Annotated in this window: 18 protein-coding genes; 10 read left to right on the top strand and 8 right to left on the bottom strand. The window is 67.1% G+C overall.

Annotation, left to right across the window (positions count from 1 at the left end; genetic code table 11):
• Positions 1-41: 41 nt before the first annotated feature.
• The 6 genes from H0X90_RS22510 to H0X90_RS22485 form a co-directional block, all read right to left on the bottom strand.
• Positions 42-1,436 (bottom strand): OmpW family protein, encoded by a 1,395-nt coding sequence (locus H0X90_RS22510; protein ID WP_077189179.1) that lies wholly within the window; start codon positions 1,434-1,436, stop codon positions 42-44.
• Between the two features lie 4 nt (positions 1,437-1,440).
• Positions 1,441-2,736: an HlyD family efflux transporter periplasmic adaptor subunit gene (locus H0X90_RS22505; protein ID WP_077189180.1), complete on the bottom strand. Its 1,296-nt coding sequence runs from the start codon at positions 2,734-2,736 to the stop codon at positions 1,441-1,443.
• Positions 2,737-2,748: 12 nt separating this feature from the next.
• Positions 2,749-3,753 carry a hypothetical protein gene (locus H0X90_RS22500; protein WP_171984129.1) on the bottom strand — a complete coding sequence of 335 codons (1,005 nt, stop codon included), beginning with the start codon at positions 3,751-3,753 and terminating at the stop codon, positions 2,749-2,751.
• Positions 3,750-5,879, bottom strand: a complete 2,130-nt coding sequence (locus H0X90_RS22495; RefSeq protein ID WP_077189182.1) for a peptidase domain-containing ABC transporter — start codon at positions 5,877-5,879, stop codon at positions 3,750-3,752. The genes H0X90_RS22500 and H0X90_RS22495 overlap by 4 nt, the downstream gene beginning before the upstream one ends.
• A 143-nt stretch (positions 5,880-6,022) precedes the next feature.
• A complete protein-coding gene (locus H0X90_RS22490) occupies positions 6,023-6,208 on the bottom strand; it encodes a hypothetical protein (RefSeq protein ID WP_006479215.1) in 186 nt (61 codons plus the stop codon).
• 225 nt (positions 6,209-6,433) lie between these two features.
• A complete protein-coding gene (locus tag H0X90_RS22485) occupies positions 6,434-6,610 on the bottom strand; it encodes a hypothetical protein (protein ID WP_006479216.1) in 177 nt (58 codons plus the stop codon).
• A 278-nt stretch (positions 6,611-6,888) separates the two neighbouring features.
• Between H0X90_RS22485 and H0X90_RS22480 the strand changes: the two genes are divergently transcribed.
• The 7 genes from H0X90_RS22480 to H0X90_RS22450 all read left to right on the top strand — a co-directional run bounded on the left by H0X90_RS22480 (position 6,889) and on the right by H0X90_RS22450 (position 14,559).
• Complete coding sequence (locus H0X90_RS22480; RefSeq protein WP_077189183.1) at positions 6,889-8,304, top strand: TolC family protein; 1,416 nt, start codon at positions 6,889-6,891, stop codon at positions 8,302-8,304.
• A 487-nt stretch (positions 8,305-8,791) separates the two neighbouring features.
• Positions 8,792-9,829 carry an aliphatic amidase gene (locus H0X90_RS22475; protein WP_006481691.1) on the top strand — a complete coding sequence of 346 codons (1,038 nt, stop codon included), beginning with the start codon at positions 8,792-8,794 and terminating at the stop codon, positions 9,827-9,829.
• 68 nt (positions 9,830-9,897) lie between these two features.
• On the top strand, positions 9,898-10,380 hold the full coding sequence (locus H0X90_RS22470) for an AmiS/UreI family transporter (protein ID WP_006481687.1): 483 nt from the start codon (positions 9,898-9,900) through the stop codon (positions 10,378-10,380).
• Positions 10,380-11,213: a CbbQ/NirQ/NorQ/GpvN family protein gene (locus H0X90_RS22465; RefSeq protein ID WP_034202442.1), complete on the top strand. Its 834-nt coding sequence runs from the start codon at positions 10,380-10,382 to the stop codon at positions 11,211-11,213. The genes H0X90_RS22470 and H0X90_RS22465 overlap by 1 nt, the downstream gene beginning before the upstream one ends.
• On the top strand, positions 11,210-12,766 hold the full coding sequence (locus H0X90_RS22460; protein ID WP_006495015.1) for a VWA domain-containing protein: 1,557 nt from the start codon (positions 11,210-11,212) through the stop codon (positions 12,764-12,766). The genes H0X90_RS22465 and H0X90_RS22460 overlap by 4 nt, the downstream gene beginning before the upstream one ends.
• Positions 12,767-12,798: 32 nt before the next feature.
• Entirely contained in the window at positions 12,799-13,941 is a 1,143-nt protein-coding gene (locus H0X90_RS22455) for a transporter substrate-binding domain-containing protein (protein ID WP_006495016.1), read from the top strand.
• Positions 13,942-13,947: 6 nt separating this feature from the next.
• Complete coding sequence (locus H0X90_RS22450; protein ID WP_006481676.1) at positions 13,948-14,559, top strand: ANTAR domain-containing response regulator; 612 nt, start codon at positions 13,948-13,950, stop codon at positions 14,557-14,559.
• 139 nt (positions 14,560-14,698) lie between these two features.
• Here H0X90_RS22450 and ggt read toward each other — a convergent pair whose 3' ends face one another.
• Entirely contained in the window at positions 14,699-16,420 is a 1,722-nt protein-coding gene (gene ggt, locus H0X90_RS22445) for a gamma-glutamyltransferase (RefSeq protein ID WP_034202444.1), read from the bottom strand.
• Between the two features lie 399 nt (positions 16,421-16,819).
• On the opposite strand from ggt, the gene H0X90_RS22440 reads away from it, so the two are divergent.
• The 3 genes from H0X90_RS22440 to H0X90_RS22430 all read left to right on the top strand — a co-directional run bounded on the left by H0X90_RS22440 (position 16,820) and on the right by H0X90_RS22430 (position 23,432).
• Positions 16,820-17,344: a metal-dependent hydrolase gene (locus H0X90_RS22440; protein ID WP_034202445.1), complete on the top strand. Its 525-nt coding sequence runs from the start codon at positions 16,820-16,822 to the stop codon at positions 17,342-17,344.
• 212 nt (positions 17,345-17,556) lie between these two features.
• The gene (locus tag H0X90_RS22435) at positions 17,557-22,020 is read left to right on the top strand and encodes a DEAD/DEAH box helicase (RefSeq protein WP_077189185.1); all 4,464 of its coding nucleotides are present in this window, start codon (positions 17,557-17,559) and stop codon (positions 22,018-22,020) included.
• Positions 22,021-22,160: 140 nt separating this feature from the next.
• Positions 22,161-23,432 carry an APC family permease gene (locus tag H0X90_RS22430; protein ID WP_034202447.1) on the top strand — a complete coding sequence of 424 codons (1,272 nt, stop codon included), beginning with the start codon at positions 22,161-22,163 and terminating at the stop codon, positions 23,430-23,432.
• 212 nt (positions 23,433-23,644) lie between these two features.
• On the opposite strand, the gene H0X90_RS22425 is transcribed toward H0X90_RS22430, so the two are convergent.
• Positions 23,645-25,072: hypothetical protein (locus tag H0X90_RS22425; protein WP_196438234.1), on the bottom strand; the 1,428-nt coding region annotated here is incomplete at its 5' end.

The raw sequence follows: 25,072 nt of genomic DNA, 5'->3' as shown, positions 1-25,072 counted from the left end.
GCGTCGCGCGTCAAATTCATGAAAATGGGCGGCCATGCCCGTCAGAAGCGGAAGTTCAGCAGCACGGTGGCCAGCACCGGATTCGCCGAAATATCGAACGTATTCGACGCAAGCGTGCGATTCGGCTGGCTGATGTCGAGCGTGATCCTGGTGCGCAGCGGGATGTAGGTCACCATCCCGGTGATCCAGAACCGGCGCGTGATCTGGTAGCTGGCGCCGACGGTGAACACCGGCTCCCACACGCTCTTCACCTTCGCCGATACGTTGGTCCGCCCCGACAGCAGCAGGTCGCCGCCGGCATCCCAGATCCGCTGGAACAACGCCGGATCGAGCAGCAGCGACTGCAGGCTGCCGATGTCCGCGCCCGCCGCGAGCAGGCCGCCGAGCGACGCCAGCTTGCGCTGGAACACCGGGTTCAGGTTCGTGTTCGTGAAGCGCGTGTAGCTAATGCCGAGGCCCGCGAACGGGCGGAACCGATCGTCGCGCTCGCCGAGGTAGTACTTGAACACGACCGAGCCGAGCCAGGCCCGCGTGGTCGCGAGCGGGTTGCTTTGCGTGTTCGCGAGATCGATCAGCGGAAAGCGGCCGTGCACGCCGGCAAAGATGCGGTCGAGCGGCAGCGCGATGCTGCCGTGCCCGCGCAGCGTCAGCACCGGCGGAATGCCGGCGCCGAGTTCGGCCGCCCAGTGCTCGGAGACGAAATGCGTGAACGTGAACGCCAGCGTGTTCGTATTGCTGAGCGACAGGCTCGAACCCGCGTTCTGGAAACTCTTCAGCCCGAGCGCGTCGGTATGCGTCGTCACGGGCGTCGAGCGGCCGGTCGTCCCGACGAAGTGCCAGCCGAGACCGACCATGTTGCGGTCGTCGCCCGTCAGTTGCTCGAGCAAGGGCGGCGCCTGCGCGGCCGGCAGATCGGGCAGCCGCGATGGATCGACCGGATGCAGTTCGTACGGCATCCGGTCGGCATGGACGACGCCGCGCGCCGTTGCGTCGCCGGCCGGCGCATCGTGCGTGGCGGCCGGATCGCAACCGCCGCCGGCACCGGTGTCGTCGAAACCGATGCCGTCCGCGCCGTCGTCGCCCGCGGCCGCGCAGGCGCGCGCGGCTGCGCCGGTTCGCTGCCAGAGCGTGATCTTGCGGGCGGTCAGCGGGACGGTATCGGGTTGCCGTCCGTCGCTCGACGATGGGTTGCGTGCGCCGCGCGCCGGCTCCGCATCGGTCGTCCATGCGTGCGCATCGAAGCCGTCCGCATCGCCGCCCGGCCAGAAGCCGATCCCGTCGGCGCCGGCCTGCCAGCGCGATGCAGTGTCGCCGTCGGGCTGCGGTGCGGCGTGCGCGGCGGTCGCGCACGCGACCAGCGTCACACCGAGCCAGCGCGACAGCGGACGCACGGTGCCCGGCCGCGCGCTGCGGCGGCGTGTGTCGCGATTCCCCATCGGCTCAGGCCGGCACGCCGAACAGGCGCTGGCGAATCCGGTACAGCGGCTCGAACAGCCATTCGAGCAGGCTGCGCCGCTCCAGCACGATGTCCGCCTTCAGCATCATCCCGGCCCGCAACGACAGCGGCCGCCCGTCGAACGACGGCGTGCGCTCGGCGAGTTCGACCCAGGTCTTGAAGTAGGTCTGCGGCGCGGCCGCATCGCCCGGCAGGTTCAGCTCCTTCGCCGAGAACGCGACGGGCGAGATCGACAGCACCTTGCCGCGATACGTACCGAACTTCTCGACCGGATAGCTTGCGTACGCAACCTTCACCGCCTGCCCCTTCTTCACGAAGCCGGCCTTCGACGACGGAATGTAGACCTCGGCGATCAGCCCGTCGGCCTTTGCCGGCAGGATCTCGACGACGCGCGTGCCGGGCGGGTCGATCACGCCGCCCTGCACGACGTCGAGCCGCACGATCTGCCCGTCGGCCGGCGCGTACAGCACCTGGTTCACGTTCTCGTCGATGTTGTATTCCTTCGCGTTCAGCTCCTCCTGCTTGATCTTCAGCTCCGCATTCGCGCCGTCGTACTTGCTCTGCATCGTGTCGAGGTCGCCGCGCAGCTTCATCGCGTTCTTCGCGAGTTCGGCGCGGCGCAGCAGCAGGTCCTGGTACGCCTGCCCGGCCTGCAGGTATTGCGTGTTGACCTGGTTGTACTGTTCGAGCGTCACCACCTGTTCGTCGAGCAGCTGCTTCACGCGTGCGCGCCGTTCGCCGTATTCGTCGACGATGCGCTTCTGGCCCTGGATCTGCCGGTCGACCAGCCCGCGGCTCTCGCCCTGCGCGGCGATCTGCTGGTTGATCTGCTGCACCGACGACCGGTATTCGAGCCGCGCCGCGTCGATCTGCTGCGTCACCTCGATGCGTTGCCGGTCGAGCGCCGCGCGCATCCCCTGCACGTTGTTCGCCTGGCTGACGAAGCTCGTGTCGCGCGTCACCGCGAGCAGCCGCTGGCCGGCCTTCACGTGCTGATCCTTGCCGACGTAGACTTCGCGTACCGCCCAGCCCGGCGGCGCACCGACGCCGATCAGCCCGGAGCGCGGCGTCAGCATCCCCGACACGCTCTCGGTGTTCGCGTAGCTCAGCTCGACGAGCGCGGTCACGAACATCGCGAACATCGCCAGCGACAGGTAGCAGAAGAACCGCATCGACACCGGCACGTCGACGACGCCGTGAATCACGGTGCCGAAGGTCGTGCCGCGCGCGAGCTTGCGCGACGGCTTCTGTTCTCGGAGGGCGGAATTCCAGGTCGGCATGGGGCGGGCTCGTCAGGAGCGACGCCGCGCGGCCGCATCGAGTAGCGGCGCCGGCATCAGGTAAGGCGTGAAGTGTTCCCAGAAATGCCATTGCTCGGGCTGGCGCACGAGCGCCTGCTCGAGACGGTCGACGATGCGCTGGTGCGTCGCGCGCACCGGTGACGCGTCGGCGTCGGTGCCGAGCATCGGCGCGAGCGGGCTGGCCGCGAGCGCGGTGAAATGCACCGCGCAGCGATCGCGGAACGGCACGCCGGTCGCATACGCGACCAGCAGCGGAATGCCCTGCTCGACCGCGAGCTTCACGCCGCCGCCGGCCATCCGCACCCAACGCCCGCCGAGCCGGCAGCGATTGGTCTTGCCGAATTTGCCGTGCAGGTCGGAGAACAGCAGGAACACCGGCGCCTCGCGTCGCAGGCTCGTGATCAGCCGCCGCAGGTGTACGCGCTCCTCGATGTCGATGAATTCGACTTCGCCGGCGCCGTACTCGGCGACGAGCCGCAGCGCATCGTCGAAGAACGCGCCCGGCGCATCGCGGTGCAGGATCACCATCAGCTTGCGATCGTCGGGAATCATGAAGCGCAGCTTCGTGACGAACAGCATCAGGTTGCCGAAGTGCAGCCCCGCGAGCATCAGCGGGCCGCCGCGTGCGAGTGCGGCGCGCAACTGGTCGTCGCCCTCGCACGCCATGCCGTCGATCATCGTCTTCATCGATGCGAGGCTGTGCGTGCGCAGCTTGAGCCCCGCGAACTCGGCCTCGAACAGCTCGCGCACGATCGCGGCCGACACTTCCCGCACGCGCCGCGGATCGTCGTTCAGGTGCGCGCCCAGCATGTAAGCGACCGCGCGCTCGATCGACTCGCGAATGCACGGAAAGCAGCGCAGGCACGCGCCCGAGCACCAGCGCATCAGCCGCAGCCCGCGCGCGGGCGACGTGCGCAGCGCGACCGCGCGCACCGCGCGGCGCACCAGGAACGCATAAGAGAACGGATTGAGCAGGAACAGTCGCCCGAGCATCACCGCGCCTCCTCGTTCGCACGCCACGCGTCGGTCGCGTCGGTCGCGTCGGTCAGCACGCCGTCGTGCATCCGGTAGATCCGGTCGACCATCGACAGGATCGACGCATCGTGCGTGACGAGCACGATCGTGCACGGCAGCGTCAGCACGTTGCGGCAGATTTCGTGCGTGGTCGTCTGGTCGAGATTCGACGAAAACTCGTCGAGGATCAGCAGGCGCGGCTCGCAATACAGTGCCCGCGCGATCAGCAGCCGCTGCATCTGGCCGGCCGACAGGAATTTCTGCGTATCGCCGAGCGGCGTGTCGTAGCGATGGTCGAGCCGCTCGATCTCGTCGTGGATGCATGCGAGCTTCGCCGCGTCGAACATCGCGCCGATCCGCGGCGCGGGCGCGAAATTCGTGATGTTGTCGCGGATCGTCCCGCGAAACAGCTGGTCGGACTGCGTGACGGCCGCGAGATGCTTGCGGTATTGCCGCAGGTTCACTTCCGCGAGATCGACGCCGCCGACGAACAGCGTGCCGGGCGCGGGCCGCACGAGCCCGCAGATCAGGTTCAGCAGCGTCGTCTTGCCGCTGCCGGTGCGCCCGACGATCGCGATCTTGCTGCCGGCCGGCACGTCGAGCGTCACATCGCTCAGGATCGGCCGCTGGCCGCCCTTCGGCGTGTACGACAGCGCGCGGATCGACAGCGCGCCGTCGAACCCGTCGATCGGCCGCACGACCGCGTCCGGCGCCGGCTCCTCGGTCTCGGTCTGCAGCACGTCCGCGACGCGATCCATGTGCACCTGCAGCACCTTGCGCCGCACGTAGAGCTGGATCGAATCGATGAACTTGTCCGCGAACAGGTTCTTGTACTGGATGAACGCGTAGATCACGCCGATCGTGCTCTGGCCGTGCATCACGAGCCACGCGCCGTACGTGACGATCACCAGTTGCTCGACGTGCACGATCCCCTTCGAGATCGCATCGAACAGCAATTGCAACCGCTCCTGCTGGCGCATCGCCTGCAGCTTCTGCGTGAACGCATTGACCCACAGGCTGCTGCGCGCGGTTTCGGCCGACAGCAGCTTGATCGAATGCGCGGACCGGATGTTCTCGATCAGCAGCGCGTCGGCCTCGGCGCCGCGGGTGAGGATCTGCGACATCGCGTCCTGCAGCTGCGGCTGGATCGCGAGCCGGCTCAATGCGAACAGCACCATCCCGGCGAGGCTGATGCCGGCCAGCACGGGGCTGTAGTACAGCATCAGCACGAGCGTCAGCGTGCAGGTGACGATGTTCAGCAGCCCGCCGACCAGCCCGTCGACGAGAAACCGCCCGACCTCCGACACCGACGACACGCGCGAGATCGAATCGCCGGTGTTGTGAAACAGGAAATAGCCGATCGGCAGCCGCGCGAGATGGCCGACCAGGTTCGCCGACAACTGCTGCGACACGATGTTGCGCAGATAGCTCTTGATGTTGCCGACCAGGTTCGCGTAGAGCGTGTCGAACAGGAACACGATCGCGAACAGGATCGTCAGCAGGTACAGGATGTCGACGTCGGTCTTCTTCAGCGCCTCGTCGATCGTCAGTTGCACGTACGACGGGCCGAGCAGCAGCAGGAGCTGCGCGGCGACGCCGCCGGCGATACCGATCGCGAGGCTCTTGCGGATGCCGGTCAGCCCTTCGAGGTAGTCGCGCAGCCGGATCCGGTCGGCCTGCCCGGCCCGCGTGAACCCGATGTCCGGATTCAGTTCGAGCGCATAGCCGGTGATGTGCGTGAGCGCCTGCGCGAGCGGCAGCTTCGTCTCGCCGAGCGCGGGGTCGACGATGTGCACGCTGCCGTAGCCGACCTTCGTCAGCACGACATAGTGGTTCATCCCCCAGTGCAGGATGCACGGCGTCTTCAGCGCGTCGAGCTCGCCCGCGTCGAACTGCAGCCCGCGGGCGCGCAGGCCGAGATCGTTGGCGATCTCCATCAGGTCGAAGAACGACAGGCCGGAGTCGATCCGCACCGGATAGCGGTTGCGCAGCGTGCGCAACGTCGTGTCGCGCCCGTGCCACGACGCGATCATCGCGAGGCAGGCCAGGCCGCACTCCGTCACTTCGTCCTGCAGGACCGGACGGACTTTACGCGTATTGAAGAGCATGGTCGGGCACCCGGGGCGCGACGACGCGCCGCCCGGGCCAGCCAGTGCGGGCCCGTGGCGGGTCGTGCGCGATACGCATGAGGCGCAGCCGGCGCTACCGGCCGCGACGGAAGATCGGCGTTACCGGCCGCTCGGCGGGCCGCTCAGCGCGACGAGCCGAGCGACATCCGGAACTGTTCGACGGCGTGGGCCTGGTACTGGGTCATCAGGCCTTGCAGCGTGGTCCCGATCGACTGATTGACGAGATCGACCGTATAGGCGGCCGAGTTGGAGTAAAGCGACGCGCCGCCCCGAATCTGGCGGGCCTGTTCTTCCGTGATGTCTCGCATTTGTTGTGGCCTTTATATTGTCGGAATGCCAACAGCCGTCAGCCAATTGCAAGCTCAATGGCCGTTCACTTTATTACGGCGATAATCCGGCACTCCCGCCTCCTGACAATCGCCCGATTTCGAAATAATGCATTTCGAAGTCACTTTATATCCACTGCGGCGATCGATTCTTTTCCTTCTGTTTCGCAGCATCTGACGCGGGGGGCGCCTCCCCGCGCACGGCGGTTACTTGCCGGTGTTATTGAACGTCTTCGGGTTCTGCAGGTAATTGCCGAGGCTCGGCAGGAATTGGCCGAGCGCGGTCACCACCGGCGCGGCGTCAACGGCGAGGCTACCCAGCGAGCTGATCGCACCGCCGCCATGCACATTCCTGACCTGTTCCGTCGTCATGACCTTCATCATTCTCTCCTCGTAAAAAATAAAGATGATGCAAAGAACCTTCATTGAAAGACCAACGGCTTTTAATCCCGAGCGACTTGTTAATCTAATAATCACTGCGATTACCAGCCGAAATCAGGCTATCATGCGGGCGCGTCGGAATTCAATGGAGGACACACTCTTACAGCCGTATTTTCCGATGCGCGGCGAGTAGCAGGCATTCACGCTGTTTGAATTTCAATTTCAAAACGTTTAAATCCCGCCGCAATGCATTGCGGCACGGACAGGAGACGAAGACGGCCATGTTTGAAACGAGGCGCACGAATCGCGGGTCGGCGACACCGGATGCGGGTATTTCCCTATCAAGATTTTCGACTAGGTGGAATCCCCGACTTGCAACCATGACATTGTTCGCTGTAACGATAGTCGGCGTGCCGGCACACGCTCGTGCGTTCTGCCTCGATACCGCCTACCAGTACGCGTCCGTGCACGATCCGCGCTACCTGCAAGCCCGCAGCGAATACGACGCGGCCCGCCAGAAATTCCCCGAGGCGCGCGCGCAGATGCTGCCGCAGGCTGCCGCGCAGCTCGAATGGGGGCGCTACGGCACGCACGCGAACCTGTTCGGCATCGACGTCAGCGGATCGAGCAACGCGGCATACGGTTCCGCGCAGGTGACGCAAGCGCTGTTCAACGTGCCCTACCTGTACGACATGCGGCGCGCGACCGAGTACGAGGAAGCGGCGAAGCAGAAACTGGAAGTCGCGAAGCAGGACCTGATCCTGCGAGTCGCGAATGCGTGCTTCGATCTGCTGAGCGCGCGCGAGAAACTGCAATCGGCCGACGACGAAGTCAGCGCGCTCACGCGGCTCGAAAGCGACACGCGGCGCATGGCGCAGCTCGGGATGAAGACGATCGGCGACACCGCCGAGATCGAGGCGCGCCGCAGCCTCGCGCAATCCGACGAAGCGCTCGCGCAGACCGACGTCGACACGCGGCGCGCGCGTTACGAGACGTTGCTCGGCTCGACGATCGATTTCGCGCGCTGGCCGCGGCTCGCGATGCGCGGGTCGTCGCCGCGCATTCCGTCCGGCGACTACGCGCCGCAGGACAACCCCGCGTACCGGCAGGCCTATCGCGACGTTCAGGTCGCGCGCCTTGCCGCGAAGCGCGTCAGCGCCGAACACTTGCCGACCGTCGACCTGTTCGCGTCGTATTCGCGCGGACTCAACCCGAACCTGCGCGGGCTCACCGATCGCTCGGACTTCCATCAAAGTGCGGTCGGCGTGCAGGTGACGATCCCGATCTTCTCCGGCGGCAGCGTGTACTACCGGCAGGTCGAGGCCGAGCACGTGACCGAGCAGTACCGCAACCGGCTGCGCGAGGTCGAGGAGCAACTGAGCACCGATCATCGCGAGGCGTTGTCCGCGCTCGAATCGGTCGGCAAGCGCATTCGCGCGCTGCAGCAGTCGCTGCAGGCCGCGCGGCTCGCGTACGATTCGTCGATGAAGGCGCACCAGGTCGGCTACAGCACGACGTACGAAACGCTGAACCTGCGGCGCGACATCTCGGGCATCCGGCAGAAGCTGTTCGACAGCTATCTCGATGCGCTGAAGTTGCAGTTGAAGCTGAAAAGCGTGCTCGGCACGCTCGACGAACAATCGCTGATCGCGGTGGACACTTTCCTCGAAAGCAACGCGGCGAACGATCGGAGCTGAACGCGTCTCGGCGTATATCGCGGGATCCCATAACGTTGCGTACACAACTTTATAGCGGTGCGCCGATGCACCGGCCGATTGCTTCGGCGACACCGTTGCATCGCGATTGCCGTGCGCCGCTCCCGGCAAACTTGCGTCCGACCCCGCACGAGCGCGCCACGCAATGCGCGGTCCCGGCCGCACGTCGAGCCGCTCGCCCCGCCTTCACGACGTGCAGGGGTATACGCGATGTTGCGTCCGAAAAAAACTTTGCATAGAGTGCATCCCATCGATCCGGCGGACAAAGACGTCCCACGATCGTGCGCAGCGCGAGCCCGATAGCCCGCGCTTCGCCGGCCGCGCATCCGGCCACTCATCCGCATTCCCGTTATCCGACAGCGTTGTCGGATGAACGGACCGGCAAAGAAGCCCTTGCCTCGCTCGTCGAGGCAAGGGCTTTTTTTTGCCTTTCGAAAACGCACGTCTTCACCCGAACCAGGAGCACACCATGCGTCATGGCGATATTTCCAGCAGCAACGACGCCGTCGGCGTCGCCGTCGTCCAGTACAAGATGCCGCGCCTGCACACCCGCGCCGAGGTGATCGCGAACGCCCGCGAAATCGCGGAGCGCGTGGTCGGCATCAAGCGCGGCCTGCCCGGCATGGATCTCATCGTGTTTCCCGAGTATTCGACCCACGGGATCATGTACGACGCGAAGGAGATGTACGACACGGCATCGACGATCCCCGGCGAGGAAACCGACATCTTCGCGGCCGCGTGCCGCAAGGCCAACGTGTGGGGCGTGTTCTCGCTGACCGGCGAACGCCACGAGGAGCACCCGAACAAGGCGCCGTACAACACGCTCGTGCTGATCGACAACCGGGGCGAGATCGTGCAGAAGTACCGCAAGATCATGCCGTGGGTGCCCGTCGAAGGCTGGTATCCGGGCAACTGCACGTACGTCGCCGACGGGCCGAAGGGGCTCAAGATCAGCCTGATCATCTGCGACGACGGCAACTATCCGGAGATCTGGCGCGATTGCGCGATGCGCGGCGCCGAGCTGGTCGTGCGCTGCCAGGGTTACATGTACCCGGCAAAGGATCAGCAGGTGCTCGTGTCGAAGGCGATGGCGTTCATGAACAACTGCTATGTCGCGGTCGCGAACGCATCCGGGTTCGACGGCGTGTATTCGTATTTCGGGCACTCGGCGATCGTCGGCTTCGACGGCCGCACGCTCGGCGAATGCGGCGAGGAAGAAAACGGCGTGCAGTATGCGGAACTGTCGGTGAGCCTGATCCGCGACGCGCGCCGCAACATGCAGTCGCAGAACCACCTGTACAAGCTGCTGCACCGCGGCTACACCGGCAAGATCGGCTCCGGCGAATCGCCGAACGGCGTCGCGCAATGCCCGTTCGAGTTCTACGCGAACTGGGTGAACGATCCGGACGGCACGCGCCAGGCCGTCGAGCGCCTGACGCGCGCGACACCCGGCACGCCCGAATGCCCGATCGAAGGCATTCCGTCCGAAGCGCCCGCGCACCGCTGAGCCCGCGCATTGCCCGGCCGTTCGCGCCGCCCGCGCGAACGGCTCCGCCCCACTCTGGAGCCTTCATCATGCTCGGTGTCGCTCTCTTCTTCATCGGCGCGGTGCTGGTCGTCAACGGCGTCGCGCTCACCGGCCGCATCGAACCGCGCGACGCGGCCGGCCTGAACCTGCTCGTCGGCTTGCTCGCGCTGCTGATCAACCTCGCCGGCCTCGTGCAGGCATCGACGCCCCCGCAGTATTTCTCGAGCGCGGGCGGCCTGCTGTTCGCGTTCACGTACCTGTATCTCGCGGCCGTCCAGTGGCGCGGGCTGCAAGGCGCGGGGCTCGGCTGGTACTGCCTGTTCGTCGCGATCAGCGCGCTCGTCTATGCGGGCACGTCGCACGACGTGCGCTTCGGTGCGATGTGGCTGCTGTGGTCGAGCCTGTGGTTCCTGTTCTTCGTCGCGCTCGGTCTGAAGCGGCGCGTACGCTTCCTGCCCGGCTACACGATCGCGATCGGTGTCGGCACCTGCTGGTTGCCCGGCATGCTGATGATGACGGGGAGGTGGTGATGAGCGCACGCGATACGCCGCTGGCCGCCGATCCGCTCGCCGGACACCGCATGGTCGACGCGCCGTTCTACCAGCCGGCCGGCGCCGAAGCCGACTGGTTCGAGACGGCCTGCCGCCAGCGCCTGCCGGTCCTGCTGAAAGGGCCGACCGGTTGCGGCAAGACGCGTTTCGTCGAGTACATGGCGTGGCGCATGGGCCTGCCGCTGATCCAGGTCGCGTGCAACGACGATACGTCCGCGGCCGACCTGACGGGCCGGCACCTGCTCGACGCCGACGGCACCTACTGGGCCGACGGGCCGCTCACGCTCGCCGCGCGGCATGGCGCGATCTGCTATCTCGACGAGATCGTCGAGGCGCGCCCCGACGCGACGGTCGTGATCCACCCGCTGACCGACTCGCGGCGCGTGCTGCCGCTCGACCGGCTCGGCGAAGTCGTGCATGCGCATCCGGATTTCCATCTGGTGATCTCGTACAACCCCGGCTATCACGGCGAACACCGGCGGCTGAAGCCGTCGACGCGGCAACGCTTCGTCGCGATCGACTTCGGCTATCCGGACGCCGCGCACGAGGCCGAGGTCGTCGTGCGCGAAAGCGGCGTCGATCGCGACACCGCGCGCCGGCTCGTCGATCTCGCGCAGCGCACGCGTGCGCTGGCCGGCGACGGGCTCGACGAAGGCGCCTCGACGCGCCTGCTCGTGCACGCTGCCCGGCTGATCGTCGCGGGGCTCGCGCCGCTCGACGCGTGCCGGATCGCGATCAGCGACGCGGCGACCGACGACGCCGACACGCGGGCCGCGCTGCAGACGATGGCCGCCGCGCACTTCGCGACATGAGCGCGCTGCACCTCGCCCGCTTCCTGCACGGGATGACCGCGCACGAGACCGACGTGCGGCTCGACGATGCGGCGCTGCGTGCGACGCTCGGCCATGCGGCGCTGCGCGTGCCGGGTACGCTGCCGCCCGCCGCGCGCATCGCGGCGGCCGCGCACGCGCTCGCGCACTGGCTGCATTCGCCGTCGGGCGAACCGGCCGACACACTGACGCCGATCGGTATCGCGGTCGCCGGGTTGATCGAGGATGCGCGTGTGGAGGCGCTGCTCGTCCGCACGTGGCCGGGGCTGGCGACGTTCTGGGCGCCGGCTTTCGCACCGATCGACCGCGAAGGGCTCACGTTCGGCCGCCTGTGCGCCCGGCTCGCGAAGGCGCTGTTCGATCCGTCGTATCGCGACGGCAACCCGTGGGTCGACAAGGGCGCGCAGTGGTTCGCGGAACGGCGCGACCGGCTCGACGACTACCGCGCATTCCGCACGATCGCGTCGCGGCTCGCGAACGATCTCGGCCAGATGCGCGTGCGCTTCGAGCCCGACGACGGCGCGTGGCTGCCGTATCGCGACGACAACGCGTGGCTGTGGGCGCAACCCGCCGCCGCGGCCGAACAGGCGGGCCACGCAGGCATCGAGATGTCGGCGGCGACCGGCGGCCAAAGCGACGAACCCGACGACGAGCCTCGATCGGCACCCGATGCGCCGCGCTATCCCGAATGGAATTGCCATACGCGACGCGAGCGCCGCGACTGGACGACCATCGTCGAGCGCGCGCCCGTCACGTCGGCTCCGCCGCGCTCGCTGGCCGCGCTGATCGAGGCCGACCGGCGCACGGCGAAGCGGCTACCGTCGCCGCGTGCGTCGGAACCGATGCGGCGCGTCGGCCGCCAGCTCGATGGCGACGCGCTCGACGTCGACGCGGCGATTGCCGCCCGCATCGCGCGCCGCGCCAGGCAAGCGCCCGATCCGCGCGTGTTCCGTCGCCGCGTGCCCCACGACGCGCGCGGGCCCGTGCTGATCCTGCTCGACCTGTCCGCATCGACGGCCGCACAGGTCGCCGCGCTCGAAAAACGCGCCGCGTTCGTGCTCGGCGACCTGTTCGACCGGCAGCGACGGCGCTGGGCCGTGCACGGCTACACGTCCGACGGCCGGCATCGCGTGTACTACGCGCGCTTCAAGGATTTCGGCGACGCGTTCGACGCCGGCCGTCGCGCGGCGCTGCTCGCGGCCGACGCCGGGATGAGCACGCGCACCGGCGCGGCACTGCGTCACGCGCTTGCGCTGCTGCGTCGCGAAGCGGCAGGCATGCGCGCCGCCGTGCTGATGATCGGCGACGGCGAAGCCGCCGACATCGACGTGTTCGACCCGCGCTATCTCGTCGAGGATGCGCGCCACGCGGTGCGCCAGGCCCGGCAGCGCGGCGTCGCGATCGCGGGTTTGTCGTTCGGCGCGCCGCCGGGGTTGTCTACAATACTCGGCGTCGGCCCCGGCTGCGTGCATGCGGCGACCGGCGACGCCCTGCCCGCCGTCGTCGCGCATGCAGCCGGGCGGTTGAGCGCATGACGGCCCTCCCCGGAACAGACAGGACAGACCGAATGAACAGTGTGAAGGTTGGCGTATTGTTCTCGCAGAGCGGATGCACGTCGCACCTCGGCCAGAGCCAGTTGCGCGGCACGCTGCAGGCGATCGCCGAGATCAACGAAGCGGGCGGCGCGAACGGCTGCGAGATCGTGCCCGTCGTGCGCGATGCGTGCTCGGACCCGGCCGTCTACGCACGGCTCGCCGACGAGCTGATTGCCACCGAACGCGTGAACGTGCTGTTCGGCGGCTACATGTCGAGCAGCCGCAAGGCGCTGATTCCGATCGTCGAGAAGTGGGACAAGCTGCTGTTCTACCCGACGCTCTACGAAGGCTTCGAGTTCTCGCCGAACGTGATCTACACCGGCGCCGCGCCGAACCAGAACAGCGTGCAGCTCGCCGCGTTCATGACCGCGCAGTTCGGCGCGCGCGTGTACCTGGTCGGCTCCGACTACATCTATCCGTACGAGTCGAACCGCATCATGATCGACCTCGTCACGCAGCATCCGGAAGGTCAGATCCTCGGCGAGGTGTACATGCCGCTCGTCGCGTCCGAGCAGGATTTCGCGGCGGTGGTCGAGGACATTCGCGCGAAGGCGCCCGACTTCGTGTTCAGCACTCTGGTCGGCGACAGCACGGCCGCGTTCTACCGCGCGTATGCGCAAGCCGGCCTCGACGCACGCAAGATGCCGATCGCGAGCCTGACGACGTCCGAAATCGAGCTCGGCCAGATGGGCGCGGCCGCGGCTGGGCACTACACGTCGTCACCCTATTTCCAGACCATCGATTCCGACGTGAACCGGCGCTGCATCGCGCAACTCAAGGCGCGCTTCGGCGACGACGCGAGCGCGTCCGCGCCGTGGGAAGCCGCGTATTTTCAGGTCCATCTGTTCGCCAATGCGCTCGCACGCGCCGGCACGGACCAGCGCGACCGGCTCGTCGAGCATCTCGCCGATGCGGAATTCGATGCGCCGCAGGGCCGCGTGAAGATCGACCGGCTCACGCAGCACACGTGCCTGTACCCGCGCATCGGCTGCGCGACGGCCGACGGCAATTTCACGATCGTGCGCGAAGCGACGCGCCGCGTGCATCCCGACCCGTACCTCGTCACGCACTCGCTCGGCGATCGCGTGCACGCGCCCGACGAACTGAAGGCGTAACCGACGATGCGCGCCCGCACCCCGATCCGCTCGACGCCCCGCCTGCTCGCCGAACTGCGTTCGCTGCGCGTGATGGTGTACTACCCGGACGACGACAACGGCCTGCTGCTCGTCGAGCAACTGTCGCGCATCGGCTGCCCGAGCGAGCAGCGCTGGCCGCCGCCCGCGACGCTGCCGGAAAGCGTCGATCTCGTGATTCTCGCGGTACGGCCCGACCTGCTGCACCTGTCGATCCCGTGGCTCGAGGACGACGCGCGGCCGCCGCTCATCGCCGTCACGACCTACGAGAGCCCGACCATCCTCGAACTGATGCTGCGCATCGATGCGCAGAGCGCGGTCACGACGCCGGTGCGCTCGTTCGGCCTGTTGAGCGCGATGGCGCTCGCGTGTCATCAAAGCCGCCGGCACGACGAATACCGGCGCCGTATCGCGCAACTCGAACAGCGCGCGATGTCCGTGCGCACGCTGCAGGAAGCGAAGGCGCTGCTGATGCAGCACAACGCGATCAGCGAGGAAGAGGCGTATCAACAGATCCGCACGCAGGCGATGGAGCGGCGCATCTCGATCAATCAGCTCGCCGAGCAGATCGTGCAGGCGCATGCGTTGCTGAAGCGGTGATGCATTCGGCAAATGCTCCTACACGATTGAATTTCAAACATACACACCCTGCCAATAATTCAGGCAATAAAAAAGCCGCCTGATATTCCGGCGGCTTCTGCTCGAGTCGGCACGATCACTGCAACGGATCGTACACGAGTCAACGAATGATCCGCGTCACGCCCCGTCCGCGCGGATCGGCCATCGCCTCCGGCGTCTTGCCGTCGATCTTGATGACCTGGATGTCGCCGCTGAAATCCTGCCCCTTCAGCGTATAGCCGCGTGCCTCGATCTGCTTCGCGAGTTCGCCTTCGATCGGATGGTACGGCTCCCAGAAGATCGTGTTCGGCGGCAGCAGCTGGTGATGGAACCGCATCGCGCCGACCGCTTCCTTCAACGGCATCTTGAAGTCGTAGATGTTGTTGATCACCTGGAAGATCGACGTGAAGATGCGCGAGCCGCCCGGCGTGCCGATCACCAGCGACACCTTGCCGTCCTTCGTCATGATCGTCGGCGACATCGACGACAGCGGGCGCTTCTTCGGTTCGATCGCGTTCGCGTCGCTGCCGACCACGCCGAACATGTTCGCGACGCCCGGCTTCGCGGAGAAGTCGTCCATCTCGTCGTTCAGCACGATGCCCGTGCCGTCGGCGATCACGCCCGAGCCGAAATAGCCGTTGATCGTGTACGTGTTCGACACCGCGTTGCCCCACTTGTCGACCACCGAGAAGTGCGTCGTTTCGGCCTTCTCCGGCATCGTCGTGCCGAGGCCCGGCTGCACGCTCTTCGTGTCCGACGGCTCCTTCGGGTTGACCTCGGCCGCGCGCTTCGCGATGTACGCGTCGTCGGTCAGCTGCGCGATCGGCACCTTGTAGAAGTCGGGGTCGCCGAGATACTGCGCGCGATCGGCGAACACGCGCTTCTCGATTTCCGCGACGAGGTGGATGTACTGCGGCGAGTTGAGCTTCACGCCCTCGAAGTCCTGCTTCAGGTCGGCCTTCATCTTCAGCAACTGCACGAGACCGATGCCGCCCGAGCTCGGCGGCGGCGCGGTGATCACGTCATAGCCGTTCCACTTTGCCTGCACCGGCTGGCGCCACACCGCGCGGTACTGCGCGAGATCCTCGGTCGTGATCAGCCCGTTGCCGTCGCCCGTCTTCATCGATGCGGCGATCAGTTCGGCCGTCTTGCCCTTGTAGAAACCTTCGGCGCCGCCGTCCGCGATGCGCGTCAGCACGTCGGCGAGATCGGGCTGCTTGAAGTTCGCGCCGGCCTTCAGCCCGGAAAAGTACTTGTCGAAGTTGGTCTTGCCGCCGAACTCTTTCGACGCGTCGACGCCGCGCTGCGCCAGTTGCTCGTCGACGACGAAGCCGTCGCGCGCATAGTGGATCGCCGGCGCGAGCACCTGCTTCCACTTCAGCTTGCCGAAGCGCTTCTGCGCTTCCCACATGCCCGCCACCGTGCCCGGCACGCCAACCGCGCGCGGGCCGTACAGGCTCATGCCCTTGACGACGTTGCCGTCCTTGTCGAGGTACATGTCCTTCGTCGCGGCGAGCGGCGCGCGCTCGCGGTAATCGATGAAGTACGGCTTGCCGTCCTTGTAGATCGTCATGAAGCCGCCGCCGCCGATGTTGCCGGCTTCCGGGTACGTGACGGCGAGCGTGAACGCGATCGCGACGGCCGCGTCGATCGCATTGCCGCCCTCCTTGAAGATCCGCTCCGCGGCATCCGCGCTGTACTTGTCGGCCACCGCCACCGCGGAACTCGTCAGGACCGCGGGCTGCGGCCCCTTCGCGTAAGCGGGCGCGTTCGGCAGGAAGCCGATGCCGGCCACCGTCGCCAGCGCGGCAGCGGATGATTTGAAGCGATTCAGCGTAGTCATTGCATGTCCCCCATGTGGATCTCCTTCAGGCACGACGAGCACCTGATCCGTGGATGGCCGCTGGCGCGCCGACGACCATCTGCCGGCTTCGTAGTATAGGGGGACAAAAAGGGTCGAACACGCGACGGGCGACGAAAGCGTGGCGATTGTGTGCGCCCGGTCACGTTGCGGCGCCGCGACACGCACGCGGCTCGTTCGGTATCGCCCGCGGCGCGCGCCTTCGCGCACCGCACAAAAACCGAAAGTTGCGAACCGCGCGACGCGCCTCGCCGCCCGTGCAAAAAAATCTGCGAACGCCTCGCCCGCGGCATGGCCCGATCTGCGAAGATAGCGCCCCGCTTGCGCGCCGCATCATCGTTTCGTGCACGCGCCGCTTCACGTTTCTTCGTCTCGCTCCGTATGGCATCACACAACGCGCATCACGCATCCGGCTTCGCCGCCGGCGTCGCCGCCGCCGTCCTCGTCGCGCAAACCGGCGCCACCGGCCCGTGGCACTCGGGCATGCTCGCCGCGTTCGCGGCGGGCGTCGCGGGCGGCACCGCGCCCGACTGGCTCGAAGTCGCATGGTGGAGCCGCAAGCGCCGCCTGTGGATCACGCATCGCACCATCACGCACTGGGGCGTCGGCTGGGTCGCGCTGCTCGCGCTCGGGTGGCACGGGCTCACTCATCATCCGCATCCGCTGTGGGCCGCGCCGCTGTTCGGCTTCGCCTGCGGCGGCGTGATGCACCTGCTCGCCGACTGGCCGAATCCGCTCGGCGTACCGTGGATCTGGCGGCGCCACTCGCTGAACCTGTGGAACAGCGGGCATTGCGACCTGATCGTCGTGGCCGCCGCCTGGGGCGGCACGCTGTGGCTCGCGCAATCGCTGTGGTCGCGTGCGCCGCTGATCGAACAGTGGCTCGGCTGGCTGCATCGCGTCTAGTTGCAATTCGACGCAATTCCGTGCGCGATCGGCGTGCCGACGCGCACGCAACTTTCGGTCCATTGAAAGCGCGCGGCGAGCCCCCACCTGAGCGTGAATCGTCGGCACGCATGCCCGGCACGCACCCGCGACGTCTGGCACACTGACGATTCGATTCGCGTGCGATGCGTCCGCGCGCTCGCATCCCGCTCGCACCCTATTTCAACGCTCCGATGGACGTCACAGCTACCCGCCCTGCCGCCCGTGCGCTCGACGTGTTCCACCCGGCCGTCGCCGCGTGGTTCACGCGCACGTTTGCCGCGCCGACCGGCGCGCAGGCGCTCGCGTGGCCGCACATCAAGGCCGGCCGCTCGACGCTCGTCGCCGCGCCGACCGGCTCCGGCAAGACGCTCACCGCGTTCCTGTGCGCGCTCGACGATCTGGTGCGCGATGCGCTCGCGCACGACGGCACGCTGCCCGACGCGACGCTGGTCGTCTACGTGTCGCCGCTGAAGGCGCTGTCGAACGACATCCACGTGAACCTCGACGCGCCGCTCGCCGGCATCGCCGAATCGCTCGCGCAACTCGGCCTGCCGGTGCCGGCGATCCGCACCGCGGTGCGCACCGGCGACACGACGCAGGCCGAACGCGCCGCGCTGCGCAAGCGCGCGCCGCACATCCTCGTCACGACTCCCGAATCGCTGTACGTGCTGCTGTCGTCCACGTCGGGTCGCCAGATGCTGTCGAACGTGCGCTCGGTCATCGTCGACGAAATCCATGCGCTGGCGTCGTCCAAGCGCGGCAGCCATCTCGCGCTGTCGCTCGAACGCCTCGACGCATTGACCGGGCGCGCGCTGCCGCGCATCGGGCTGTCCGCCACGCAAAAGCCGATCGACGCGGTCGCGCGCTTCCTGGTCGGCGGGCCGGCCGACGCGCCGCGCGACTGCGCGGTCGTCGACACCGGCCACACGCGCGAGCGCGACCTCGCGCTGGAGCTGCCGAACGTGCCGCTCGAACCGGTGATGGCGACCGATGTGTGGGAACAGGTGTACGACCGCATCGCCGGGCTCGCGGCCGCGCATCGCACGACGCTGGTGTTCGTCAACACGCGCCGCACCGCCGAGCGCATGGCGCGCCATCTCGCCGACCGGCTCGGCAAGGACGCGATCGCCGCGCATCACGGCAGCCTGGCGAAGGAGCACCGCTTCGACGCCGAGCAGCGCCTGAAGCGCGGCGAACTGAAGCTGCTCGTCGCGACCGCGTCGCTCGAACTCGGCATCGACATCGGCGACGTCGATCTCGTCTGCCAGGTCGGCTCGCCGCGCGGCATCGCGCCGTTCCTGCAGCGCGTCGGCCGCTCGGGGCACCACGTCGGCGGCGTGCCGAAGGGGCGACTGTTTCCGCTGTCGCGCGACGAGCTGGTCGAATGCGCGGCGCTGCTCGATTGCGTGCAGCGTGGCGAACTCGATGCGCTGCGGATTCCCGAAGCGCCGCTCGACGTGCTCGCGCAGCAGATCGTCGCCGAAGTCGCGTGCACGGAATGGCAGGAGGACGCGCTGTATGCAAGCTTCACGCGGGCCGCGCCGTACGCCCGGCTGACGCGCGAGCGCTTCGACGACGTGATGAAGATGCTCGCCGAGGGGTTCACGAGCCGTCGCGGCGTGCGCGGCGCGTACCTGCACCGCGACGTGGTCGGCGGCACGGTGCGCGGCCGCCGCAACGCGATGATGACCGCCACCACGTCCGGCGGCACGATCCCCGACATGGCCGACTACGCGGTGCTGCTCGAACCGCAGGGTATCCAGGTCGGCACCGTCAACGAGGATTTCGCGATCGAGAGCCTGGCCGGCGACGTGTTCCAGCTCGGCAACCAGTCGTACCGGATCATTCGTGTCGAAACGGGCCGCGTGCGGGTCGAGGATGCGCAGGGGCAATCGCCGAGCATTCCGTTCTGGCTCGGCGAGGGGCTCGGGCGCAGCGACGAGCTGTCGGCGGCGGTCGGCCGGCTGCGCGCGCGGCTCGACGCGCTGTTCGCGGAAGGCGACCGGCAGGTCGACAGCGGCGGGCGCAAGCGTGCCGGCGGCAACGCGGTAAGCAATGCGGCAACGGAAGCCGACGCACCAGCCGCAACGGGTACCGCGCTCGCCCCCGCCGACAGCCGCCTCGCGCCCGCGTTGCGCTGGCTCGTCGACGATCTCCACCTGTCGCCCGACGCCGCGCGCCAGATCGCCGACTACCTCGCGCGCACCCGCGCTGCGCTCGGCGCGTTGCCGACGCAGGACACGCTCGTGATGGAGCGTTTCTTCGACGAATCGGGCGGCACGCAGCTCGTGATCCATTCGCCGTTCGGCAGCCGGATCAATCGCGCATGGGGGCTCGCGCTGCGCAAGCGCTTCTGTCGCAACTTCAACTTCGAACTGCAGGCCGCCGCGACCGACGACGCGATCATCCTGTCGCTGTCGCTCGCGCACAGCTTCGCGCTCGACGAAGTGTGGCGCTACCTGCGTTCGGCCAGCGCCGAGCACGTGCTGATCCAGGCGCTGCTCGACGCGCCGATGTTCGGCGTGCGCTGGCGCTGGAACGCGACCACCGCGCTCGCGCTGCCGCGTTTCACCGGCGGCCGGCGCACCGCGCCGCAACTGCAGCGGATGAAAAGCGACGATCTGCTCGCGACGGTGTTCCCCGATCAGGTCGCGTGCCTCGAGAACATCGTCGGCGAACGCGAGATTCCGCATCATCCGCTCGTCGACCAGACGCTCGACGATTGCCTGCACGACGCGATGGACACCGACGGCTGGCTCGCGCTGCTGCGCCGGATCGAAAGCGGCGCGATCGAGCTCATCGCGCGCGACTTGCCCGCGCCGTCGCCGCTCGCAGCCGAGATCCTCAACGCGAAGCCCTACGCGTTCCTCGACGACGCGCCGCTCGAGGAGCGCCGCACGCAGGCCGTGCAGTCGCGCCGCTGGAGCGATCCCGAATCGGCCGACGATCTCGGCGCGCTCGACGTCGACGCGATCGACGCGGTGCGCGACGAAGCGTGGCCGCTCGTGCGCGACGCCGACGAAATGCACGATGCGCTGCTCACCCTCGCCTGCGTCGCCGACAGCGAGGCGCACGCGCACGCAGGCTGGCCCGAGCGACTCGCGGAACTCGCGGAACGCCGTCGCGCGACGAAACTCTCGACGTCGGCCGGCGCCGCGCTGTGGGTGCCGGTCGAGCGGCTCGTCTGCCTGCGCGCGCTGCATCCCGACGCCCGCATGACACCCGCGCTCAAGGTGCCGGCCGCATGCGCGCAGCCGTGGGAAGCCGATGCCGCACTCGTCGACGTGATCCGCGCGCGGCTCACCGGCTTCGGGCCGCTCACGCTCGATGCGATCGCCGCGCCGCTCGGCCTGCCGCCCGCGTCGATCGCGACGGCGCTCGCGGCGCTGGAGCGCGAAGGCTACGTGATGCGCGGTCGCTTCACGCCGGGCGCGGCCACGGACGAATGGTGCGAACGCCACCTGCTCGCACGCATTCATCGCTATACGGTGAAGCGGCTGCGCCGCGAGATCGAGCCGGTCGAACGCGCCGATTTCATGCGCTTCCTGTTCCACTGGCAGCACCTGACACCCGACACGCGCGGCACCGGCCGCGACGCGCTGGCCGCCGTGGTCGAACAACTCGAAGGCTACGAGGCGGCGGCAAGCGCATGGGAAGACGCACTGCTGCCCGCGCGGCTCACGGACTACACGGCGGGTGGCCTCGACGAGCTGTGCCGCACGGGCAAGCTGGTGTGGACCCGCATCGGCGCACCGGCCCGCGCGGCCGGCACGCCCGTGAAGACGACGCCGATCGTGCTGCTGCCGCGCCGCCATCTTTCCGCGTGGCACGCGCTGCGCGACCCCGATGCGCAACCGGCGCTGTCCGCACGCGCCACGCAAGTGCGCGACGCGCTCGCCGCGCACGGCGCGATGTTCTTCGATGCCCTGCTCGACGAGCTACACATGCTGCCCGTCGAGCTCGAACAGGCGCTCGGCGAACTCGTGTCGGCCGGCCTCGTGAATGCGGACAGCTACGCGGGCCTGCGCGCGCTGCTGAAGCCGGCCGTCAAGCGCAGCGCGACCTATGCGCCCCGCACGCGACGCGGCGGCGCGCTGATCGGCGGGATGGACGATGCCGGCCGCTGGGCGCTCGTGCAGCGTCAGGCACCGTCGGACGACGACGCGCCCGCGCCGAAACGCGGCCTCGCCACGACCGATTCCGACGCGCTCGAACATATCGTGTGGACGCTGCTGCGCCGCTACGGCGTCGTGTTCTGGCGGTTGCTCGAACGCGAAGCCGACTGGCTGCCGAGCTGGCGCGAACTCGTGCGCGTGCTGCAACGTCTCGAAGCACGCGGCGAGATTCGCGGCGGCCGCTTCGTCGCCGGGCTCGCGGGCGAGCAGTTCGCGCTGCCCGAGGCCATTCCGATCCTGCGTGAACTGCGACGGCAACCGGGCGATGGACAATACGTGTGCGTGACGGGCGCCGACCCGCTGAATCTCGCCGGCACGCTGCTGCCCGGCGACAAGGTGCCGGCGCTGGCCGGCAATCGCGTGCTGTTTCGCGACGGCGTGCCCGTCGCGTCGCTGGTATCGGGTACGTTCCACTACGCAGCCGACCTGTCGCCCGCCGCGCGCGAGGACGCACGGCTGCGGCTCGCGCGTTCCTGCTGACATCGGCTGACAGCCACGCGGCACCAGACTACTGAACGCGGGGCCGCGCGGTCGTCATCGTTCGGGTAGCATCGAACGATCGACCGCGCGGGCTTGCGCGCGTCGTCCATACAGAACAAGTTTTCCGGAGACTGCCGCTCATGCCTTCGCATGCCGATTCGCCCGCTGCCCATCACGCGGGTTCGCTGACCATTTTCCAGGGCGCCGCGCTCTATATCGGCGCGGTGCTCGGCACCGGCGTGATCGCGTTGCCCGCGCTCGCCGCCGAAGTCGCGGGGCCGGCCTCGCTGCTCGCGTGGGCGGCGCTCGTCGTGCTGTCCGGGCCGCTCGCGGCCACCTTCGCCGCACTCGGCGCCCGCTATCCCGATGCGGGCGGTGTGTCCACCTACGCGCGGCGCGCATTCGGCCCGAAGGCTGCGGCCATCGTCGGCTGGTGCTTCTATTTCGCGGTGCCGGCCGGCGCGCCGGCTGCCGCGATGTTCGGCGGCGCATACGTCGCAGCCGTCACGGGCGGCGGACACACGACGATCATTGTCACGGCCGCCGCGCTGATCGCGACCGTGTCGGCCGCGAATGCATTCGGCGTCACTGTGTCGGGCCGCATGCAGCTCGTGTTGTCGGTGCTGCTCGTCGCGCTGCTGCTCGCCGCGGTGCTTGCGTCGGCCCCGCATGCGCGCACCGCGAACCTGCATCCGTTCGCCCCGCACGGCTGGCTCGCGGTCGGCCAGGCCGCCGCGCTGCTCGTGTGGAGCTTCGCCGGCTGGGAAGCGATCACACATCTCGCCGCCGAATTCCGCCGGCCCGCACACGACATGCCGCGTTCGGCCGGCATCGCGGTCGTGGTCGTCGGGTTCCTGTATCTGTCGGTCGCCGCCGCGAGCGTGACGGTGCTCGGGCCTTCCGCGGGCGCATCGGGCGCGCCGCTCGCCGAACTGATCGCGGGCGGCATCGGCGGCCATGCGCAGGTGTTGGCGGCGGCTGCCGCGCTGCTGCTCACGCTCGGCACGATGAACGCGTATTTCGCGGGCGCGGCCAAACTCGGCGCGGCGCTTGGCCGCGATGGCGCGTTGCCTGCGTGGCTCGCGCAAGGCAGCCAGGTGGGCGGCGTGCCGCGCCGCAGCCTCGGCGTGATCGCCGTGCTCGCGGCCGTCGCGCTGGCCGCCACGGCGCTGTCGGACGTCGGGCCGAAGCCGCTCGTGCTCGTCACGTCCGGCTGTTTCGTGATGGTGTACGGGCTGGGCGCGGCGGCCGCGCTGAAGCTGCTGCCGCGCGGCGGCATCGCGTACCGCTGCGCATGGATTTCGCTCATTGCGGTGGCCGGGCTGTTCGTGACGACCGGCTGGTATTTCCTGTGCCCGCTGCTGCTCGCGGGCGGCGCGTTGCTTTACCTGCGGATGGCCCGGCAACCGTAGAGCAAAATGCAGTCGCCATCGCTTGCTGACGTAAAATTATCAGCTCTCTGGCCGACGTTGATTACAACGCAAAATTTCCCCGCCAATTCCCAAGCTTTTACAAAATTCATTAATGCTCTCACTGGCTTCGGCTCAGTGAGGCCCGACGTCAAATCAGCCAACGCCGCAGGTATGTCTTCGGACGAGACATACCTGCATGTACATTTAGTCAATCATACCTGGAAACCCCAAATCAATTGAGCAGAGGGGAAGCCGCTACTGCCCGGAATATAAATGGTGTTATTCTGGATCAAGTGCCCGTCGCCCGTGTATTTTGAACTGGCGGTCAAGTGTCCCGACGAATCATAGCTTTTTGCGTTGTACGTTCCATCGCTGTTGTATGTGAACTTTGAGAACCCGGTAAGTTTGCCAGTCGATGTGCTAAAGCGGTCAGCTTCGATCTGACGCCCCAGACCATCGAAGATGTCACGCTCGAACAGTTTTCCATAGGAGTACTTATAATAATCGTAAACAATATGATTTGCACCGAAAAGTGCGACCATTTCATCCGCACCGTCAAACATGTGAGCGACGAAACTATTGTCGACTGAAAAATCGTACTGATGCGTCGCCCGTCCGTTAGAGTAAAAGATATCCTGTGTCTTGAACCCGTTCGCATTGAAGGTAGCATATTCTGTCATCTTGCCATTGGTGCCGAACAGTGCTGCGAATTGTGAGCCATCACTATTAAAGACATGAGAAGCGTAGCTGCCGTCGAGATTGAAGTCGATCTGCTTGGTTGCCTTTCCGTCCGCGCCAAAGAAAATATCCTGCGTCCGGACACCGGCTGCATTGAACTTCGCATACTCGCTCACTTGACCATTGACGCCGAAAAACGTCGCTGTTTGTGAACCATCGGCAGCAAAGTCGTACTTCGTGTAGCTCTTGTCGAGGTTGAAGTCGAACTGCTGCGTGGCCTTGCCATCCGTACCGTAGAAGATGTCCAGCGTCTTGAAACCGTTGGCGTTGAACTTCGCGTATTCGGTCATCTGGCCGGTCGTGCCGTACAGCGAGGCGGTCTGTGAACCGTCGGCAGCGAAGTCGTACTTCGTGTAGCTCTTGTCGAGATTGAAGTTGTACTGCTGCGTGGCCTTGCCATCCGTACCGTAGAAGATGTCCAGCGTCTTGAAACCGTTCGCGTTGAACTTCGCGTACTCGGTCATCTGGCCGGCCGTGCCGTAGAGCGAGGCAGTCTGAGAACCATCGGCGGCGAAGTCGTACTTCGTGTAGCTCTTGTCGAGGTTGAAGTTGTACTGCTGCGTGGCCTTGCCATCCGTACCGTAGAAGATGTCCAGCGTCTTGAAACCGTTGGCGTTGAACTTCGCGTACTCGGTCATCTGGCCAGTTGTGCCGTAGAGCGAGGCAGTCTGCGAACCATCGGCGGCGAAGTCGTACTTCGTGTAGCTCTTGTCGAGGTTGAAGTTGTACTGCTGCGTGGCCTTGCCATCCGTACCGTAGAAGATGTCCAGCGTCTTGAAACCGTTCGCGTTGAACTTCGCGTACTCGGTCATCTGGCCGGCCGTGCCGTAGAGCGAGGCAGTCTGAGAACCATCGGCGGCGAAGTCGTACTTCGTGTAGCTCTTGTCGAGGTTGAAGTTGTA

Source organism: Burkholderia sp. 9775_39 (assembly GCF_015712225.1).
GTDB classification, from domain to species: Bacteria; Pseudomonadota; Gammaproteobacteria; order Burkholderiales; family Burkholderiaceae; genus Burkholderia; species Burkholderia cenocepacia.
Note: the sequence above shows the minus strand (reverse complement) of the source record. Positions and strands in the feature narration are given on the sequence as shown.

Excerpts from the sequence above, each read along its gene's own strand:
- H0X90_RS22510 (WP_077189179.1), bottom strand. The coding sequence starts at position 1,436 with ATGGGGAATCGCGACACACGCCGCCGCAGCGCGCGGCCGGGCACCGTG.
- H0X90_RS22505 (WP_077189180.1), bottom strand. The coding sequence starts at position 2,736 with ATGCCGACCTGGAATTCCGCCCTCCGAGAACAGAAGCCGTCGCGCAAG.
- H0X90_RS22495 (WP_077189182.1), bottom strand. The coding sequence starts at position 5,879 with ATGCTCTTCAATACGCGTAAAGTCCGTCCGGTCCTGCAGGACGAAGTG.
- H0X90_RS22490 (WP_006479215.1), bottom strand. The coding sequence starts at position 6,208 with ATGCGAGACATCACGGAAGAACAGGCCCGCCAGATTCGGGGCGGCGCG.
- H0X90_RS22485 (WP_006479216.1), bottom strand. The coding sequence starts at position 6,610 with ATGATGAAGGTCATGACGACGGAACAGGTCAGGAATGTGCATGGCGGC.
- H0X90_RS22480 (WP_077189183.1), top strand. The coding sequence starts at position 6,889 with ATGTTTGAAACGAGGCGCACGAATCGCGGGTCGGCGACACCGGATGCG.
- H0X90_RS22475 (WP_006481691.1), top strand. The coding sequence starts at position 8,792 with ATGCGTCATGGCGATATTTCCAGCAGCAACGACGCCGTCGGCGTCGCC.
- H0X90_RS22470 (WP_006481687.1), top strand. The coding sequence starts at position 9,898 with ATGCTCGGTGTCGCTCTCTTCTTCATCGGCGCGGTGCTGGTCGTCAAC.
- H0X90_RS22465 (WP_034202442.1), top strand. The coding sequence starts at position 10,380 with ATGAGCGCACGCGATACGCCGCTGGCCGCCGATCCGCTCGCCGGACAC.
- H0X90_RS22460 (WP_006495015.1), top strand. The coding sequence starts at position 11,210 with ATGAGCGCGCTGCACCTCGCCCGCTTCCTGCACGGGATGACCGCGCAC.
- H0X90_RS22455 (WP_006495016.1), top strand. The coding sequence starts at position 12,799 with ATGAACAGTGTGAAGGTTGGCGTATTGTTCTCGCAGAGCGGATGCACG.
- H0X90_RS22450 (WP_006481676.1), top strand. The coding sequence starts at position 13,948 with ATGCGCGCCCGCACCCCGATCCGCTCGACGCCCCGCCTGCTCGCCGAA.
- ggt (WP_034202444.1), bottom strand. The coding sequence starts at position 16,420 with ATGACTACGCTGAATCGCTTCAAATCATCCGCTGCCGCGCTGGCGACG.
- H0X90_RS22440 (WP_034202445.1), top strand. The coding sequence starts at position 16,820 with ATGGCATCACACAACGCGCATCACGCATCCGGCTTCGCCGCCGGCGTC.
- H0X90_RS22435 (WP_077189185.1), top strand. The coding sequence starts at position 17,557 with ATGGACGTCACAGCTACCCGCCCTGCCGCCCGTGCGCTCGACGTGTTC.
- H0X90_RS22430 (WP_034202447.1), top strand. The coding sequence starts at position 22,161 with ATGCCTTCGCATGCCGATTCGCCCGCTGCCCATCACGCGGGTTCGCTG.